A 15739-nucleotide genomic window follows, 5' to 3' on the forward strand; every position below is an offset into this window, starting at 1 on the left:
CCACTGGTATACAATAAACTTTCCGTTAATGTTGTCTTTCCTGCGTCAACGTGAGCCAGAATGCCTATGTTAATTATTTTCATGTGATTTTCCTCCTATCAACACCCAAAAAAGGGCATAAAAATACCCAGTGATAAATACTCCTATCACTGGGTAAATAACTCCAATAGCCCCAAAACACTTATATGTTTTCGGGCATATAAAATTACATGATAAAAGTATTCTTAAACTGGGTACAAAAAACTAAGCCCCATATTAAAAGTGAAACGGGACTGCTACTTTTTGTTCCCACTATCAAATTGACAGTTTATTTAAGAATACCTTGCCGCATATTTATTAACTCCTTGTATAATACTGAATCTAATTATATTCCTTAACCCTTTATTTGTCAAGCTGACAAACTAAAGCAGAAAAAGCGGCAGGATTTCCCCCTGCCACTAATCATCTGTTTATGCAAAAATAATTTCCTTTTCCACAATCTCCCTCGCACAAGCCCTTATGTTATTGAGGCATCCTGTCCATTCTAAGGCGTTTTCTGCCTTTAGCTGTTCCGTTATGCCCTGTGCCTGTTTCATACCCTCTATGAGCCTTTCAAAGCGTTCCTGTGCCTGTCTGTTGATGTCGGCAAGGTAGGCGTTTAGCCTGCCGCTTGTAAGAAGATTGGTGTATGTAACTTTACGGTACTGTTTTAGATAATCTAAATGCCGTTGCCCCCAGATGCCTATTGCCTGTTCTTCTTCGGCGGGTACAGTTAAGCACGGTATCAAATAATCCCCTTGCCTTTCGTATTTGCCGCCCAGTTCCTCAAATAATGATTTTGCCATTCGATAATATATCCCGATGGATTTGAAAAATACAATTTCAAATCAGCCATTCCCGCAAGAAACAGATATATGGTGGATAATTCCAGCTATGCAATCTGTTTCGTCACTCATTCTTGGGGCGGTGCTGCCAAGACTTATGAGAGAGCCAAGAAGAAAAAACTCAAAATAATCAACTTAGGAGTAAAAGAGGATGGGGAAAGAAAGAGTGATATTCAGTAATCGGTTTGACCGACCGACGCTTGAACAAATTGAAGAAGAAATGAAAAAAGAGAATTACGATGATAACGAAAACTTGATGTCAGCAGAAGAATTTCTTGATTTTATGAAGAAAAACAGAAGGACTATCCCCAATGAAAGGCGTATAGCTAATAAAGATAAATTTATTTGGGCAGTCCGTGAGTTATCAGAAACCTATGAAATTGACGCAGATTTGATAGAGGACGATGACGGATATACCGCATCTCTCTATATGAACTATGCTTCATATAATGGATATATAAAGAAACTGCTGGGACTTATTTTTATCCTGTCCGACGACTTTTCTATGTTCAAAGCAAAAGATAATAGAGACAGCGATTTGTTGATGTGTTTTACTTATCACACGCACAATGTCTATCTGAAAGATAGAGAAATAACTGATTTTGAATAATGTACTTGATGGCTACTCAAACGAGCAGCCATCTTTTTTTAATATGCCGGAATACCGTATCCGTAGATAACTGAGCTTCCAACAGGATATGTTTTGGTTCTGCAAGTGTCGCCTGAGTTGCCCTCGACGGTATAGACTGTACCGTTTTCGCATTTCTGTACGATTCCGGTGTGGTCTGTCACACCGTCGCCCTCCCAGTCAAAGAAGATGATTGTACCGGGCGAAGGTTCATACGAACCGTCTGCCCATTGTCCTCGGTCTCTGAACCATTGAACGCCGTTTACACAGCCGGCATACTTCGGAATAATACCGGCGTCGATATATCCGCACTCGTTGGCACACCAAGAAACGAAGCAGGCACACCATTCTACACGGGAGTCAAATCCGTACCAAGACCAGTAAGGCTGACCGCCTACATTACCAACCTGAGACAGAGCAACCGTAACGATTTGGTCGTCGCTGTATCCGATACCGTAAAGCACCTGCGACCATAGCTGATTGTTTTCGTCCTTTAGTAGCTCAGCAAGATAATCTTTCTGCTCCTGAGTAAAGCCGTACATAGCCGCCATTTCATCAACGGTCTTGTGCGATACCGTGATATACAGGAATGTTTCGGTTACTGTGGTTTCAGTCTGTACGATGTTGCCGTGTCCGTCGTCGCTTTCCTCGATTTCGGTATGGGTTTTTGATTCCGTTCGGGAAGAAATATCGTTCATTTCCCAAAAAATATCCGACAGTAGCCGCTTCTTGGTTTCATCAACCGTAGCAACCTCCATCGGATTGTCGGGGTCGGTATTCACTTTAACAGAATAGACCGCAAGAACCTCTTTCCACACAGCTCGGCTTCCGCTCATTTCAAGCACATCATAGCTTACGGAATTCTTTTCCTGTTCCAGTCGGTCATCATATTCCTGATTGATTTCCTGAACGACTGTCTGCATTGACATTCCCGTGCCGGAATCTTCTCCTGAAAAGAAGATACCGAACACAGAACCCGCAATCAGAGCTACAAGGCATAGAACAATAATAACTACCACCGCAACCCAGCCGCCGGCAGCGATAGCGGCAACAAGACCTTTTACCGCCGCTATGATTGCTTTTACTGCGGCAACGGTGGCTTTGGCTGCGGCTTTAATCGTAGCGGCTGTTGCTTTGGCTGTGGCTTTTGCCGCCTGTACCGCTTTCTGCGAAGCCTTAACCGTCGCCTGAGTTGTTTTCTGTGCCGCTTTCGCCGCTTGCTGGCTTGTCTTTATCGCCGTCTTTGCAGTCTGTTCAGCCGTCTTAACTGATTTCTGTGCGGTTTTTGTTGCTTCTTTTCCGGCAAACTTAATGGTTTTCTTTCCGGAGGAAGTGGCAGACTGCTTTATGGTCTTTTCCGCCTTGTCAACAGTCTTAATCGCAGAGCTTGTGTTATGCGAAGCCTGTTTTCGTAAAGACTGCTCGGCTCGCTGCTGCTTGAAACGCTGAATACCGTCCTTTGCGGTGCGGATATTCTCTTTTGTGGTTTCAAGTCCTTTTCGTCCCACCTTGTCAAACACATAAGCACCATCGTGAACCACCTCGTCAATACCGCTTTCCAGCTTATCGGAAGCGTATTCCTCGGCTGAACTGCTGTTGGCATTTACCGACCGCTCTGCCTTTTCTTTTGTTGCGATATACGCCTGCTTCATTCGTTGGGTTGCAACGGCAGCCTTATCTATGGTTCGTATCGTACCTTTTGCATTGTCCTTCGTTTTAATATCAGCCATACAATCCCTCCTTCCTATGCAGGCTGAACCACCTGTTGTGTTATTCGTTAATGAGCTTCGCCACTACAACAAGTCTGCCGTTTGTCCGGGAATACTCACAGGTGGAAAGGGTCAGGATCTTGTCGCCGTATTCGGCGGTTACGCCGATATCGTAAAGCGACAGTTCCTTGCACTTCTCTACATAGGCAGTGAAATCCTCGGCGGTCTCCGCATTAACGAACTGATAGTATTTGAAGCTATCGGGACTGTCCGTATAAACCACGGTTTTGAACACGGCAATCACTTCATAGGTCTGTCTGTCGGTCAGCGTATCAAAGGATATTGTTTTGTGCTTTTCCCAAAAGCTCTTGTCCTTAAATTTCATAAGACCGGCGAACATAGAGCCGTCGTTCATATGATGACCGTAGATGATGATATTGTCGCTTGGAAGCTCCATATCGCAGTTTTCCTGAACATAAGGACAGCCGTAGTCGGTGTATGCCTTATCAAATCCGTGTTTCAGGTAGAAGTTCGGATTGTCCTTTGACTGCATAACGGGATAATTGATTTTTGTGTCCTCAACCTTAATCCAGCCGACCATATCGTTGTTTTGCAGATAAAGCTCCTGATACTCCGGGATAAAGGTTTTTTCTTCGGAGTAGTTCATCGGCTCTTTGGTTTCTTCAGGCTCGGTCTCCACAACCTCAATCAGATTGTCGTACATCTCAGCCTGCTTTGCAGAGTCGCAATAGTGCTTGATGAGAAAACCTGAGCTGACGGCAAATACAATGCTGAAAGCACAGATTATGGCAATATAGATTTTGTTTTTCATAGGTGTTTCCTTTCTCATTTACAGAATAGGGCAAGGGTTATGCACCCTCGCCCGGTTTGGTTGTCATCAGCTTATACAGCTTCGTATTCTTCGGGAACTTATTTGCAAACGGCACAAGCGAACTGCCGACCTTAATCAGTCCGTGTCCTGCGTCAACATTCGTGATATATGAAAGCTGGAGGTCGGAAATGTTAAGGAGCTTGGCAAGCTCAATTCTGTCGGTTGACGCCTGATTGAGCATAATCAAAAACTCGCTGTTTGCAAGCATAGTTCTTGCCGTATGGCTCTGTAAAAGGTCGTCCACATTCTGCGTAATGCCGGTGGCATAAGCACCGTACTTTCTTACACGCTTCCAAAGAGTAAACAGGAAGTTTGCGGAGTATTCGTGCTGGAACAGGAGGTAGATTTCATCAATGAAGATGAAAGTCTGCTTACCTTTTGCACGGTTCTGTGTAATACGGTTCAGGATAGAGTCGAGGACGACAAGCATACCGATAGGCATAAGCTGTTTGCCGAGGTCAAGAATGTCATAACATATAAGTCGGTTATCCGTATCAACATTGGTCGGCTTTGCGAAGGTATTCAAAGAGCCGTGTGTAAACAGCTCAATAGCAAGGGCGATTTCCTTTGCTTCCGGCTCGTCCTGTTTCAGAAGCTCCGCACGGAAATCCTGCAAGGTAGGAACAGTACCGGTATATCCTCTCTGCTGATAGTCTCGGTAAACGCTCGCCGTACAACGGTCAATGATAGATTTCTGCTTTGCTCCGAGGTTTGTGCCGCCGATAAGCTGTTCGCAAAGGGACATAATGAACTCGGATTTCAGGATTACCGGGTTTGCTCCGTCGCCGTATTCCTTGTTCATATCCATTGCATTGATATGGCTCGGTGAAGTAGCGGAAATATTGATGATTTCGCCGCCGAGAGCCTTTACAAGCTGAGAATACTCTCGCTCCGGGTCGATGATAATAACATCTGCGTTGGAGGAAAGAATGATGTTTTCAATCTCTCCCTTTGCCGCAAAGGATTTACCGCCGCCGGATACGCCGAGGATAAAGGAATTACCGTTGAGTAGCTGCCTGCGGTCGGCGATAATCATATTTTTGCTGATAACATTCTGACCGTAGTAAATGCCGTTTTCGTGGTAAATGTCCTGAACCCTGAAGGGAATAAAGACAGCAAGGCTTTCTGTGGTAAGGGTTCTGAATGCGTCAATCTTGCGTGTTCCAAAGGGCATAGCCGTATTCAGTCCGTCCATCTGCTGATACTTGAGAACCGCAAACTGGCACAAATGCTTTCTTGCAGTCGTAAGCAGAGCTTCGGTGTCGTTATCAAGCTGTTCTTTGGAGTCCGCAGTATGAACCATAGTGAGTACAGCGAACATCATTCGCTGATCACGAGTGGTAAGGTCATCAAGGAACTCCTTCATTTCCTTTTTCTGCTGTTCCATATCATACGGAACGGTAGCGGAAAAGTTATTGTTCTGATTCTGCTTTCTCTGCCAGTTGGTTATATTCGTCTCAACCCCAAGCAGTCTGCTCTCTGCTTCTCGCACCGCTTCATCGGTCGGAACGGGTACAATGTCAATAGACATCATCAGGTTGCGGTTCAGGTCGGTAAGCTCGGCTACCATACTGTCCTTGATATAGGAAGCGTACTCACGAAGAAAAAGGACTCTCCCGTAACGGTTTCCCATTTTGAAGTAGTCCTTTTCAAATTCCATTGTATCCGGGCAAACATAATCTTTGAAATCGTGTCCCTTTTTTCTCGTTTCCTTAATATTGAAGTGGTAGGCGGTTTCCTCCCCGACACGGAAGAAATCGTGGACAATTCTCAACCTCTCATCGGTTTCAAGCTCCACACATTTACTTCCGAGTCTTGCAAAGTGGGCAATCAGGTCAGCGCCGACACGGGCAAAATAGGTTCTTGCGTCCTCCACGCTCTTTTTGTTGATAGAGATAGTAACATACTTATCCTGAACGATGGCATTTGCACCGGTCGCCTTGTCGAGAAGCATTTTGTTATATTCCTCTCGGTAAACATCAAGCTCATCGCCGGTTTCGGGGATAAGAATGGTTTTCTCAAAGTCCAAACGGTTAAGCCGTCTGTTGTTGATAGTCAGCTTTGTAGTAGCTCCGCTGTCAAGAGAGTTGAGAAGCTCGGAGTATTCAAGGAACATTGCTTCCTTGTCCTCACGGCTTGCTACGGCAAAGTTAATATCCGTGAACTTGAAGCTCTTGGAATACTTGTCCTTGCCCACACGGAAAATACCGTCGTCATAAATGGCGGTAATGGGAATACAATCCTGTACGCCCTTTGGTACTACAAACTTTTCTTTGTCCTGCTTTAACAGGTTTGTAAGGGTTTTAATCATTGTTCTTATAAGCCTCCTTCTGTTTTTGTTCGATTGTCGGTTTCATCAATTCGTAATAGGTGTTGGTGGAATGAAAGACCAGCTTTTTCGGCATAAGGAACTCGGACTTTATCCACGCCCATATAAATTTCTCAGCCGTCATTCCGTTGTATTTCACAAAGCCGAGAGCCGCAAAAGGGGCAGCTCCCAAAATGCACACCCACGATACGGTTTCTGTTCCGAGGTACGGTTTTAGGAGGAAGTAAAGTCCTACCGCTACCGCACAGGCGAGGACAGAAAAAATGAACTGTCTGAGCGACAGTCCAAAAAACATTGACTCTGTGTAATTTCGTATCTCTCGGTTAATTTTGACTTCCATCAAAAGCTCCTTTCTCTGCGATATGCTTGTTTTGCGTGACGGATTTCATCAGAGCAGACGCAGGTGTCCGCAAGGCAAATTACATTGCCGTTTTTCTTTCCTCCGTAATACACACAATATTTGCAGTCGCAGTCGGCAGGCGTATAGCCCTGCCATCTATCGTTATTATTCTTGTTTTTCTTCATCAGAGAACCTCCCGTTATAAGCCCATCATTTCACGGATAATTCGGTCGCTCATCTTAACCGCACCGACAAGCACAAGCATATTGAATACCAGTTCGCCGATATATGCCCATACCTGAGTAACGGCTGCTGCGTCAGGGTTCACTACCGGCGGCGTAGAAGCAAATAGGGAGAAGATAATACAAGCAAGTACAATTACGGCTCCCTCAAGCAAAACAGCACAGTAGCTCTTTATAAAGCTCTTACCCACATTCTGCGACGGTTCTCCGGCAAAAGTGGAAAGCGGTATCGGAGCGAGAGCCGTGTACATATACAGCTTGAAAAATCGTCCGTACACCGTCATTATCATAATGAACGACAAGACCGTGATAAACAGTCCGCCGATAAGAGTAACCGCCCACAATGGGATACTCTCAAAAAATCCGCAGCTTTCAATGGTTGTTACCATTTCAGCAGGTAAGGTTGTTTGATTGGGTGTACCAAATCCCGCAGATGTCATAATGGTTGAAATCGTACCTTGTACGATGTTGAACAGGGCAAGCATAAGCTCCAGCCCGTAGGTAATCACACCTTTGGCGATGGCAAAGCGGATAAACAGCTTTAATGCGTGTTCCGGTTTCTTTACATCGGTAAAACTTCCGCAGGTGCGAACCACACCGACAACAAAAAACAGAACGAGTAAGGCAAGACCGATAGCCTGAACCGCTCCGTTGATATTCACCATTACCGACCAAATACTGCCGCCTTTGAACTCCTGCGGCGAAGTGGTTAGCAACTGCCATATTTCCGATAGCTTGCTGTTCCAAGTTTCAAGGGCATTTTCGAGGTTCTGAACTACCCAGTTATCACTCATCTGTTTGCACCTCCTTTAAGATTAGGGGCATACCTGAAATGCCAGGTATGCCCCGTTTGATAACTGTGTTCTCTTAGCCGGTAATAAGGGTCAGGATTTCCTTTGCAAAGGTAATGATGATACCGCCCGCAAGAGTCAGGAAACCGTTGGCTCTCTGAGACGGGTCGTGAGACTTCAAAGAGAGACCGACCTGAACGATACCGAAGCCAAGCAGTATAAGACCGATGGCACGGATAAGACCGAAAATGAAATCGGACAGATTGTTGACTACGGTAATCGGGTCGCTGGCGGCAAAAGCGGTAACGCTCATGCCGCAAACAAGAGTTGCTGCTGCGATTACGGCGCAGTAAGCACGGAAGCCTTTCTGAACCTTTCCAGTCATAGGCAGCTTCTGAGTAGTTTTCTTTTCGTTGTTCTTCTTAAAAATGTTCATTGTGTTTTCCTCCGTTAAAATAAGTTTTTATTTACTTCAAAATCCTCATCGGACAGAAGCTCGTAATTGGTTTCTCCGTAGCTTTCCTCCGGAAGTTCTTCCGGGTCAATAGAAAGAACAGAAATTGATGAGTGCTTGATGGTCACTTCGCCGTGTTTATATGCAGAAGCCTTTCCATCGGTTGTAAGTGCCACATTCGGGTGCTTCAAGATGTCATACTTGAAGTCCATAACGGGGCGTTCTCCACGAATAAACAGAATTGCATATTGGTTATCAAGCATACGAACCTCATCAGGGGTAAGAAGCTCTCGACCGCTAATCTGATAATTGGTGGAGTAGTTACCGCTTCGCCCGGTACTCTTTCCGAAAGTGTTGGTATCAATGGTTTCCTTGCCGAGAAGCTCGGACACATATTTGTGGGTGCTTTGCTCGTTACCGCCGAGATATAAAAACTCGTCGCAGTTGCCGACAATACTTTCCCATTGCTTTTCAAACAAGGCTTTTAACTGAGCCAAGTTCTGCAAGATGATACTTACCGACACTCCACGGGAACGCATAACCGACAGTATTTTGTCAAAGTCATCGGGCAGGCTCACATTCGCAAATTCGTCCATCAGGAAATGAACGGGAACGGGAAGCGAGCCTCCGTGAATATGGTCGGCAGCATAAAACAACTGCTGAAAAAGCTGTGTGTAAAGGATAGATACCAAGAAGTTAAAGCTGGAATCGTTATCCGGTATCAAAGCAAACAGAGCGACCTTTTTTTCTCCGAGTGACGGGAGGTCAAGCTCGTCTGTGGTAGTTAAAGAAGCAAGACTTTCAAGGTTAAACTTTTCCAGTCTTGCCGCAAGGGTTATCTGTATGGACTTTAAGGTTTTCGCCGCACCAGAATGATAGGAACGGTAATACTTCAAAGCGATGTGGTCGGGATTTGACATTTCCAGTTCCGCAAACAGTTCGTCAAGAGGAGAAGGTCTTGTGTCCTCCTCGTCCTCAATCGCACCGGCTCTGAGCATTTCCATTATCATTGCAAAGTTCTGTTCATCTTCGGGTGCTTCATAATGAAGATAGAATACAAGTGCAAGCAGAAGCATTGAAGCCGAGGTGTCCCAAAAGGGGTCTTGTGCCTGACTGCCTTTCGGAGTGGTACTCTTAAAAAGGTTCGTCACGAGCTTTTGCACATCGTTGTCATTCTGCAAATAGACAAACGGGTTATAGCAATGGCTTTTCTCCATTGAAATCAAATCGAGAACACGGACTTCATAGCCTTTGCTTTCAAGCAGCTTTCCGGTATCTCGGAGTATTTCGCCCTTTGGGTCAAGAATGACAAATGATGTGTTGCACTGCATAAGATTCGGCTTGCAGTAAAACCTTGTCTTACCGGCTCCCGAACCGCCGCACACAAGGGTGTTTAAGTTTCTTCGGTGCTTCTTCGCATTGAGTCCGATACAGACATTTTGCGTCATCAGCTTATTTGCAGAAGCCGGAGACTGTCTGTATTTTTTGTTTACGGCTCTTGCGTTGCCCCATTTTGCAGAGCCGTGTTCTTCACGCCTTCGGTAATTTTTCTGCGTTGAGAAGTAAATCCCGATACCCATTGCATAGCAGAGAAGCAAAACGAGGACAGTTTTTAGGCTGTCCTCGCATAGCTCAATATGGAATGGGTTGTTGAACGCTGTTAATAGGCTCGGCAGTATTTCCGGCAATCCTCCTTTTACAGAGGGTGCAATCAGAAGTGCCAGCCATACGACCGGGATAATACCGATGACGGAAAGAATAATCGCAGACTGCCTTTCGTTATCTCGATTCACAGGAGCGTTCCTTTTCGATAACTCTGAACTTTTTCTTTGGGGCAGTTCCGACCTTGATGATAAGGTCGTCCACCGCATCGGTAGATTTTCCCTCGTTCATCAAATCTGTTTTCTCGTCGTTGAGAGAACGGATAATAATGCCGTGTTCATAATCGTCCAATGCGATATGATACATTTCTTCCTTCGCCATAGTCTCACCTTATCTTTCGTAGTCTTTGCTTCGTTCCTGCTTTTTCTTGTAAAGCTCATCGGAAACACGGGAGTGAATATCCGCCATTGCGTTTCTCGTTTTGGAAAGCTCATAGCGAATGTCCTTCGGCTCTTTGCTGGCGAGCTTCTCAGGGATACGGTTGATAGCAAAATTCTGTGTATCGACGCCGTACTTTTTGCAAAGCATATAGCCGATACATACTGCCTGAAAGCCCATATCCGCTCTGCTGTAACTGTCGCTGTTGATGGAGAGCTGTGCGTGGCCAAGCTCCTGTGCTACGCACTGAGCGACTGCTACGCTGTCTCCCACATCACGCTTTACATACAAGGTCTGTTCCTCGTTGTTGTAAAACGCCGCCATATTGGGATACGGAAGCTCATTTGTTGCTTCCACTTCAACCGGGGAAGAATCCAGCATAACGGTAATGAGTGCTTTCGGGTCTCGGTTGACAGTCGGTGCAGGCGGTCTCTTGCCGTTGGTCTGAGAAACATCAAAGACCTTTTTCACATTGTAGGAAATGCCGGTCGTACCGTCTCTCTTGGCATACTCGACAGGTTCAAGAATGGAAATGCTTTTTGCACCTTTCTGAATTTTCACATTGTCCTTGCTCCAGTCGTCAAAGTTTTTAAGCTGGCTTGCTTCGGGAAGCTGCTTGAAAATCAGAAGTGCGTTGACCGCAGAGTATCGGTCAAGACGGCTCTGCGTATCAAGGAAGGCTTTGAACTTTTCCGGGTCGGAAACAATCGCCTTTGCGGTGTCGTCCGCCATCTGATATACGGCTTCTTTTTCCGCTTTCATCTTCTCGGCATATTCCTCTTTGGAAAGTCGTTTGCTCTGCTGTCCTGCCTTAGCAGGGGTAAAATTGTTTGTCATTGTGATTACCTCTCTTTCACATTTTTGCTTTTGGGTTTCGGCTGCTGGTGTACGGTCTGTGCCGGGGCGTTCTTGACCTCCGGCTTGGATACCTCCGGCTCTTTGCGTTCTGCTTCTTTCTGCTGCTTGGACTGTGCCTTATATCGGTCGAGCTTTGCTTTCACCGACGGCTTTCTCTGTCTGTCGCTGACAGTACCCTTATCAGTTTGCATATCTACCGGCTCGGAGTCGTGCCTTGACGGAGGGTTTTTGTCCGTTTTGGCGACTGTGGGGTTTGACTGGGAATACCCCTCTTTTTGAATAGGTTTTCTGACGGCTTCCTCAGTGATGATTTCGTTTTTGGTTTTCGTCGGCTTGTCTTTTTCCAAAGCTTCACGCTTTTCGACAGCCTTCTGAGACTCGGTGACAATCGCAGCCTTATCAACCTTGCCGAGTTCAAATCTCTCAACGATTCGCTGAATTTTGGAAGCGTCCTCTGCACGGGCAATAATATCAATCGGTACATTATCGCCCTTTGTGTTTTTATCCCTGAGTACGCAGTAGAGAACGCCGTAGCGTTTTGCCTGCTCGGTAAACTTTTTCAAGTCCTTGTTGGGGATAGAAAACACCTTCAGCTCCTTGCCCGACTTAATCATATTGGTAAGTCGAGCCTTGCCCTTTGTTTTCTGTTCCTGTTTGAGAACAGAGACTAAAAGAACGGCAATATTCTTTGCTGCCGCTCCACTTAATTTTGCGGCTACTTCAAAGCCCTCAAGCGATAGCCTGACGACCTGTTCTGCCGCATCACCTCCGTTTGTCATTACGGTTCTGCTCCTTTCTTTCTTGTTTTTCTTCGTAAACTCTAACCGTTTCAAGGTTGGCTTCAATGACCTTTGACCTTTCGGCTATGTCATCACAAAGACCGACCTCTTTGCGGAGAGTCCACAGCTTGCTCGTGATTGCCGTAATCTGCTCTTTGACATTTGATAGCTCATCGTCACTCAAATTTCTTCTTAACTGTTTTCGCAGGTGCGTTCTATCGTCAGTCAGGGATTTGATTTGGGACAACACGGACTCTTTATATGAGAAAAGCTGCTCGTCGGTAGAAATGTTCTCCCGTCCAAGCAGCCTTGTCTCCTGAGTGATTTTGTCGAGCTTCAGCAAATCTTCTTTCAAAAGATAGTGAAGCCTTGCGGTATTCTGTTTTTTGTACTTCGGCAGATAACCCAGCTTATAGCAGTAATGCAGATACAGCCCATACAGTCCGCCGACTTTTTTGATTTTGTGTTCTCTTGTGGGCAATCGGTACTGTCTGACTCTTACCGTTTCCTTTGCAAAAGGAACGATGAGAACCTTTTGATTTTCCGTCAACCTACGCTTGATTGCTTCCTCGGTATAATTCTCTCCAAGGGATTTAAGTCGTATCGGCTTCTTGTATCCTTTCGGAACAATCGTCCAATACTTTCGGCTGTCGCTGAGACAATGCTCATAGCCCATCTGAGTCAGGATATAATCAAAGGTCTTTAAGTTGGTGCTGTGTGCAATCGCTTCATCAATGGCGTTACGGGTCATTGAATATCGGCTCGGCATACCTGCTTGCTCCTGCTTATAGTAATAAGAGGATTGCTTACTGCGGTTTGGGTTCGGATTGTAATACAGTCCGTATTTTTCACAGAGACGGTCGGCAACCAAGCGAAACTTGAACCACGCTTTTTCATCGCCCCATAACCGCTTGCCGTCCACAAAGGAAACGGAGTTGATTACATAGTGGCAGTGCAGGTGCTTCGTGTTCAGATGTGTAGTAACCACCACCTGAAATCTTTTGCCCCACACTTCGTTTGCAAATTCCATTCCGATTTTCTGTGCCAGCTCCGGGGATATGTCCTGTTCCTTAAAGCTCAGGTATCCGTGATAGGCTTGTATGCCGTCGTCTTTGCCGTATGCTTTTTTCACAGAAACAAACTGGTCTCTTGCGGTCGCAGGATTGCAGTTGATACCCTCAACGAAAAACTCACGCTCGGTTTTTTCTTCGTCCTTTGCGTAGGCAAGCACATCACGGAGAGCCTGATACTGTTCCTCGGTGTAAATATCTGCCGCAGTCTTTTCGGGATTGGCGGCATAGTCGATTACCTGACCGAGCCTTGATGTGACAGACCACAATTTACTTACTGCCATTTCATATCGCTCTTATCGGGTCTTAAAAAAGTACGCTCCACATCAGCCTGAAACTTGTGCCAACGCTCGGCTTCCTTTTTAAGCTGCGGTGCGTCCACAAATCCGAGGGTGTTTGCTTTTACCGCAAGCTGATTGATGTTGTTCCCGATAGCAGAAAGCTCACGCATAACATCGTAAAATCTTTCGTCGGGCTTTTCTCTCGGCTCATAGCCTTTGAGAAGTAAACGGATAAGACCTCCTTCGGAAAGACACGCCCGTTTTGCTTTTTTCTGCAAATCCTGAGCTTCTGCCTTGTTCATCAGAATGTGCTTTTCAATGTTTCTCTTGCTCATTTTTATCGCTGTCCTTTCTGTAAATATAGTGCCTGTCCCGGTTTATCTGAAACAGGCACATTGTTGTTACTCCGAAAAAACCGCCGATGATTAACCCGGCGGCGACCAATACTATCTCCCGCATAGTTTATGCTCCTTTCTTGCTTGGGGTATTAGGGGCAACCCCTAACGAGTGTACCGTTTTGGACATTTCTGTCCATAAATGGTCTGCTCGCTAAGATTATGCAGACACTCAGGGTTGCCCCATAGATTGACTTTTATCTCTCCATATCCTTTGAGACAGGCTTATACGGCTTTGCTTCAATACCGTCCATAGACTTGTAAAATCTCTCCGGGTATTTGAACTTTTCCTCGTACTTACGAGCCAGTTCTTTCGGCATACTGAGAAACTTTTCCGACTCAATCGGTGCGTAAGCAATGAAGAACTTGCCGGCAATAATGTCGAGCATTTCACGGTTGCTGTCATCTTTCACATAACATTTTTCAATCTTCCAACCGTCCTTGCCACCGTGTTCATCAGCCATATACGCTTCCAGTCGCACACATTTATCCGACCCGTCAAGGGAAGAAGCATAGATAGAATATCCGCCCATACCCTCAATGAAAGCCTTATTGTTACTGCTGACAACATAGGTTCTTTGTTCCTCTGTGTATGGCTTGTCAAAGCTGTCTGCCGTAAAAACAATATATCCGGTCGTGTGGTTTCTTTCTTTTTCTGCCTGCCGGAAATGAGCTTTCAACTGCGGATAACTCATCTCAACATTCTCAGGTTCGGAATAAACAGCCCTGTTCAACGGCAAACCGTTCATCTTTCCTTCCTCGTTGCAGATGATGGCAACCTCGTCCTCAAAGGGCATATATTCTTCAATATCTCCCTCCACAAGAGACTGCATTGCTTCCAGCGTATCCTCAATCTCAATGAGCTTCGGATACCTGCCCGGCTCAACGAGAATGACAGAAATCTTCTCCGGTGCTTCAACCTTCTCAAAGGTGTCCTCGTAAATATTCAAGGCGAGGGAGCTTCCGTTTTCCCAACTCATATGAATCTGTCCGGCGTCGTCAACAAACTTAACCGTTCCTTTCAGACCGTATGGCATTTGACTTTCGCCAGCCATTTCAGTGAGTACAATCTGCGTACCCTCCGGGTACATTTCTCTGATTTCTTTTAGTTTCATCGTGCAAAACTCCTTTCGGTTTTATCCTTTATCCCTAAGCGTTTACAAAGAAAATCGTTGACATCTTTCCCGTATTGGGGAGGGTCGTCAACGACTTCATACTTATCTGAGAGAATAGTCTGCAACGCTTTGGTAGCTTTTCTTCCGGCAATATCATTGTCCAAATGAAGAACAATTCGCCTGATTGTTTTGTCCTTTTCAAGCATCCTGCCGAGTGTAACAGGCACTTTCGAGTCCTCAATTTTCTGCTTTGGGGAATACACTCCCGCAAGAGAAACAAGGTTAAACTGTCGCCAGTCTTTGCCCTCCAGCTTCATCAAAGTTGCATAGGAAAGCAGGTCAATGGCACACTCAAAAAGATGAACCTCTCCGGTGTTTTCGGCAGTCAGGCGGAAAGAATATTGCTTTTTACTGCCGGTGCAGTCGCCCATAATCCTTGATTGATTTGTCGCTCTGTATGCGGCGTATTTAGGTTCTTTGTCCTCGTCATAGCCGATAAAAACAGCATTGTGATACGGAAGCGACTCAATGATTAGCTCCTGTTCCAAGCAGTAGTTGATGATTTCAAAATCAATGCCACGCCCGAAAAGATAATCAAATACCACATCGGTAGTGGGGCTTTTTTCAGGCAGAAGCAAAGGCTGTTCCTCATAGCTCTTGATGTTTTCGCAAGTCGGAAAGTTGACTGAACCGTTTCCCATAATGGTCTGAACCGCCTGCACAAAATCCATTCCACGGACTTTGATAAGGTAATCGAGGGCGGATTTGCCCCCGATACCTCTCGACCACCACATCCATTTTCCGTTGGATATCTTCAAGCTGTCGTGGGTTCTTGTGGTGTAGGTGTTACTTGAAAACTTGACAAGCTCGCCCGGTTCATACTCTCTGAGATAGGTTAATAAGTCCATTCGCTTGGCTTCTGTTATGACTTCCGGTGCTATATACGGCATAGG

The 15739-nt window shown here is 45.6% G+C and carries 19 protein-coding genes; 1 reads left to right on the forward strand and 18 read right to left on the reverse strand.

Annotated elements, in window-relative coordinates; all coding sequences use genetic code 11:
* Together A8806_RS17245 and A8806_RS17250 are read right to left on the reverse strand one after the other, a co-directional pair.
* On the reverse strand, positions 1-83 hold an 83-nt coding region (locus A8806_RS17245; protein ID WP_146203311.1), incomplete at its 3' end, for a GTP-binding protein.
* Positions 84-449: 366 nt separating this feature from the next.
* Positions 450-824, reverse strand: coding sequence for a TnpV protein (locus tag A8806_RS17250; RefSeq protein ID WP_001129922.1), 375 nt, complete (start codon positions 822-824; stop codon positions 450-452).
* A gap of 190 nt (positions 825-1014) precedes the next feature.
* Here A8806_RS17250 and A8806_RS17260 point away from each other — a divergent pair, with 190 nt between their 5' ends.
* The gene (locus A8806_RS17260) at positions 1015-1473 is read left to right on the forward strand and encodes a hypothetical protein (RefSeq protein ID WP_044761230.1); all 459 of its coding nucleotides are present in this window, start codon (positions 1015-1017) and stop codon (positions 1471-1473) included.
* A 38-nt stretch (positions 1474-1511) separates the two neighbouring features.
* Here the strand turns inward: A8806_RS17260 and A8806_RS17265 are convergent, their stop codons facing one another.
* The 16 genes from A8806_RS17265 to A8806_RS17340 all read right to left on the reverse strand — a co-directional run bounded on the left by A8806_RS17265 (position 1512) and on the right by A8806_RS17340 (position 15736).
* Positions 1512-3221 carry a CHAP domain-containing protein gene (locus A8806_RS17265; protein WP_109732428.1) on the reverse strand — a complete coding sequence of 570 codons (1710 nt, stop codon included), beginning with the start codon at positions 3219-3221 and terminating at the stop codon, positions 1512-1514.
* 40 nt (positions 3222-3261) lie between these two features.
* Positions 3262-4032 carry a class B sortase gene (srtB, locus tag A8806_RS17270; protein ID WP_109732429.1) on the reverse strand — a complete coding sequence of 257 codons (771 nt, stop codon included), beginning with the start codon at positions 4030-4032 and terminating at the stop codon, positions 3262-3264.
* A gap of 37 nt (positions 4033-4069) precedes the next feature.
* Entirely contained in the window at positions 4070-6403 is a 2334-nt protein-coding gene (locus A8806_RS17275) for a VirB4-like conjugal transfer ATPase, CD1110 family (protein WP_050618041.1), read from the reverse strand.
* Positions 6396-6761, reverse strand: a complete 366-nt coding sequence (locus A8806_RS17280) for a PrgI family protein (protein WP_015573062.1) — start codon at positions 6759-6761, stop codon at positions 6396-6398. The genes A8806_RS17275 and A8806_RS17280 overlap by 8 nt, the downstream gene beginning before the upstream one ends.
* Positions 6761-6946 (reverse strand): hypothetical protein, encoded by a 186-nt coding sequence (locus A8806_RS17285; protein WP_015573063.1) that lies wholly within the window; start codon positions 6944-6946, stop codon positions 6761-6763. The genes A8806_RS17280 and A8806_RS17285 overlap by 1 nt, the downstream gene beginning before the upstream one ends.
* 14 nt (positions 6947-6960) lie before the next feature.
* Complete coding sequence (locus tag A8806_RS17290; RefSeq protein WP_080908666.1) at positions 6961-7797, reverse strand: VirB6/TrbL-like conjugal transfer protein, CD1112 family; 837 nt, start codon at positions 7795-7797, stop codon at positions 6961-6963.
* 73 nt (positions 7798-7870) lie between these two features.
* On the reverse strand, positions 7871-8230 hold the full coding sequence (locus A8806_RS17295) for a glutamyl-tRNA amidotransferase subunit A (protein WP_014635894.1): 360 nt from the start codon (positions 8228-8230) through the stop codon (positions 7871-7873).
* A gap of 14 nt (positions 8231-8244) precedes the next feature.
* Entirely contained in the window at positions 8245-10041 is a 1797-nt protein-coding gene (locus A8806_RS17300; RefSeq protein ID WP_109732430.1) for a VirD4-like conjugal transfer protein, CD1115 family, read from the reverse strand.
* Positions 10028-10231 carry a hypothetical protein gene (locus A8806_RS17305; RefSeq protein ID WP_003525217.1) on the reverse strand — a complete coding sequence of 68 codons (204 nt, stop codon included), beginning with the start codon at positions 10229-10231 and terminating at the stop codon, positions 10028-10030. The genes A8806_RS17300 and A8806_RS17305 overlap by 14 nt, the downstream gene beginning before the upstream one ends.
* A gap of 9 nt (positions 10232-10240) precedes the next feature.
* Entirely contained in the window at positions 10241-11125 is an 885-nt protein-coding gene (locus A8806_RS17310; RefSeq protein WP_109732431.1) for an LtrC-like protein, read from the reverse strand.
* Positions 11126-11130: 5 nt separating this feature from the next.
* The gene (locus tag A8806_RS17315; protein ID WP_003525219.1) at positions 11131-11925 is read right to left on the reverse strand and encodes a PcfB family protein; all 795 of its coding nucleotides are present in this window, start codon (positions 11923-11925) and stop codon (positions 11131-11133) included.
* Complete coding sequence (locus A8806_RS17320) at positions 11909-13279, reverse strand: relaxase/mobilization nuclease domain-containing protein (RefSeq protein WP_109732432.1); 1371 nt, start codon at positions 13277-13279, stop codon at positions 11909-11911. Before A8806_RS17320 ends, A8806_RS17315 begins: the two co-directional genes overlap by 17 nt.
* A complete protein-coding gene (locus A8806_RS17325; protein WP_109732433.1) occupies positions 13270-13611 on the reverse strand; it encodes a plasmid mobilization protein in 342 nt (113 codons plus the stop codon). Before A8806_RS17325 ends, A8806_RS17320 begins: the two co-directional genes overlap by 10 nt.
* Positions 13592-13735, reverse strand: a complete 144-nt coding sequence (locus A8806_RS17330; protein ID WP_074017777.1) for a DUF3789 domain-containing protein — start codon at positions 13733-13735, stop codon at positions 13592-13594. Before A8806_RS17330 ends, A8806_RS17325 begins: the two co-directional genes overlap by 20 nt.
* Before the next feature lie 133 nt (positions 13736-13868).
* Positions 13869-14786: a DUF3846 domain-containing protein gene (locus A8806_RS17335; RefSeq protein ID WP_109732434.1), complete on the reverse strand. Its 918-nt coding sequence runs from the start codon at positions 14784-14786 to the stop codon at positions 13869-13871.
* Positions 14783-15736, reverse strand: coding sequence for a DUF3991 and TOPRIM domain-containing protein (locus A8806_RS17340; RefSeq protein ID WP_109732435.1), 954 nt, complete (start codon positions 15734-15736; stop codon positions 14783-14785). The genes A8806_RS17335 and A8806_RS17340 overlap by 4 nt, the downstream gene beginning before the upstream one ends.
* Positions 15737-15739 lie beyond the last annotated feature (3 nt).

The organism is Faecalicatena orotica, assembly GCF_003149245.1.
In the GTDB taxonomy this organism is placed as follows: domain Bacteria; phylum Bacillota; class Clostridia; order Lachnospirales; family Lachnospiraceae; genus Faecalicatena_A; species Faecalicatena_A orotica.

Excerpts from the sequence above, each read along its gene's own strand:
- A8806_RS17250 (WP_001129922.1), bottom strand. The coding sequence starts at position 824 with ATGGCAAAATCATTATTTGAGGAACTGGGCGGCAAATACGAAAGGCAA.
- A8806_RS17260 (WP_044761230.1), top strand. The coding sequence starts at position 1,015 with ATGGGGAAAGAAAGAGTGATATTCAGTAATCGGTTTGACCGACCGACG.
- A8806_RS17265 (WP_109732428.1), bottom strand. The coding sequence starts at position 3,221 with ATGGCTGATATTAAAACGAAGGACAATGCAAAAGGTACGATACGAACC.
- srtB (WP_109732429.1), bottom strand. The coding sequence starts at position 4,032 with ATGAAAAACAAAATCTATATTGCCATAATCTGTGCTTTCAGCATTGTA.
- A8806_RS17275 (WP_050618041.1), bottom strand. The coding sequence starts at position 6,403 with ATGATTAAAACCCTTACAAACCTGTTAAAGCAGGACAAAGAAAAGTTT.
- A8806_RS17280 (WP_015573062.1), bottom strand. The coding sequence starts at position 6,761 with ATGGAAGTCAAAATTAACCGAGAGATACGAAATTACACAGAGTCAATG.
- A8806_RS17285 (WP_015573063.1), bottom strand. The coding sequence starts at position 6,946 with ATGAAGAAAAACAAGAATAATAACGATAGATGGCAGGGCTATACGCCT.
- A8806_RS17290 (WP_080908666.1), bottom strand. The coding sequence starts at position 7,797 with ATGAGTGATAACTGGGTAGTTCAGAACCTCGAAAATGCCCTTGAAACT.
- A8806_RS17295 (WP_014635894.1), bottom strand. The coding sequence starts at position 8,230 with ATGAACATTTTTAAGAAGAACAACGAAAAGAAAACTACTCAGAAGCTG.
- A8806_RS17305 (WP_003525217.1), bottom strand. The coding sequence starts at position 10,231 with ATGGCGAAGGAAGAAATGTATCATATCGCATTGGACGATTATGAACAC.
- A8806_RS17310 (WP_109732431.1), bottom strand. The coding sequence starts at position 11,125 with ATGACAAACAATTTTACCCCTGCTAAGGCAGGACAGCAGAGCAAACGA.
- A8806_RS17315 (WP_003525219.1), bottom strand. The coding sequence starts at position 11,925 with ATGACAAACGGAGGTGATGCGGCAGAACAGGTCGTCAGGCTATCGCTT.
- A8806_RS17320 (WP_109732432.1), bottom strand. The coding sequence starts at position 13,279 with ATGGCAGTAAGTAAATTGTGGTCTGTCACATCAAGGCTCGGTCAGGTA.
- A8806_RS17325 (WP_109732433.1), bottom strand. The coding sequence starts at position 13,611 with ATGAGCAAGAGAAACATTGAAAAGCACATTCTGATGAACAAGGCAGAA.
- A8806_RS17330 (WP_074017777.1), bottom strand. The coding sequence starts at position 13,735 with ATGCGGGAGATAGTATTGGTCGCCGCCGGGTTAATCATCGGCGGTTTT.
- A8806_RS17335 (WP_109732434.1), bottom strand. The coding sequence starts at position 14,786 with ATGAAACTAAAAGAAATCAGAGAAATGTACCCGGAGGGTACGCAGATT.
- A8806_RS17340 (WP_109732435.1), bottom strand. The coding sequence starts at position 15,736 with ATGCCGTATATAGCACCGGAAGTCATAACAGAAGCCAAGCGAATGGAC.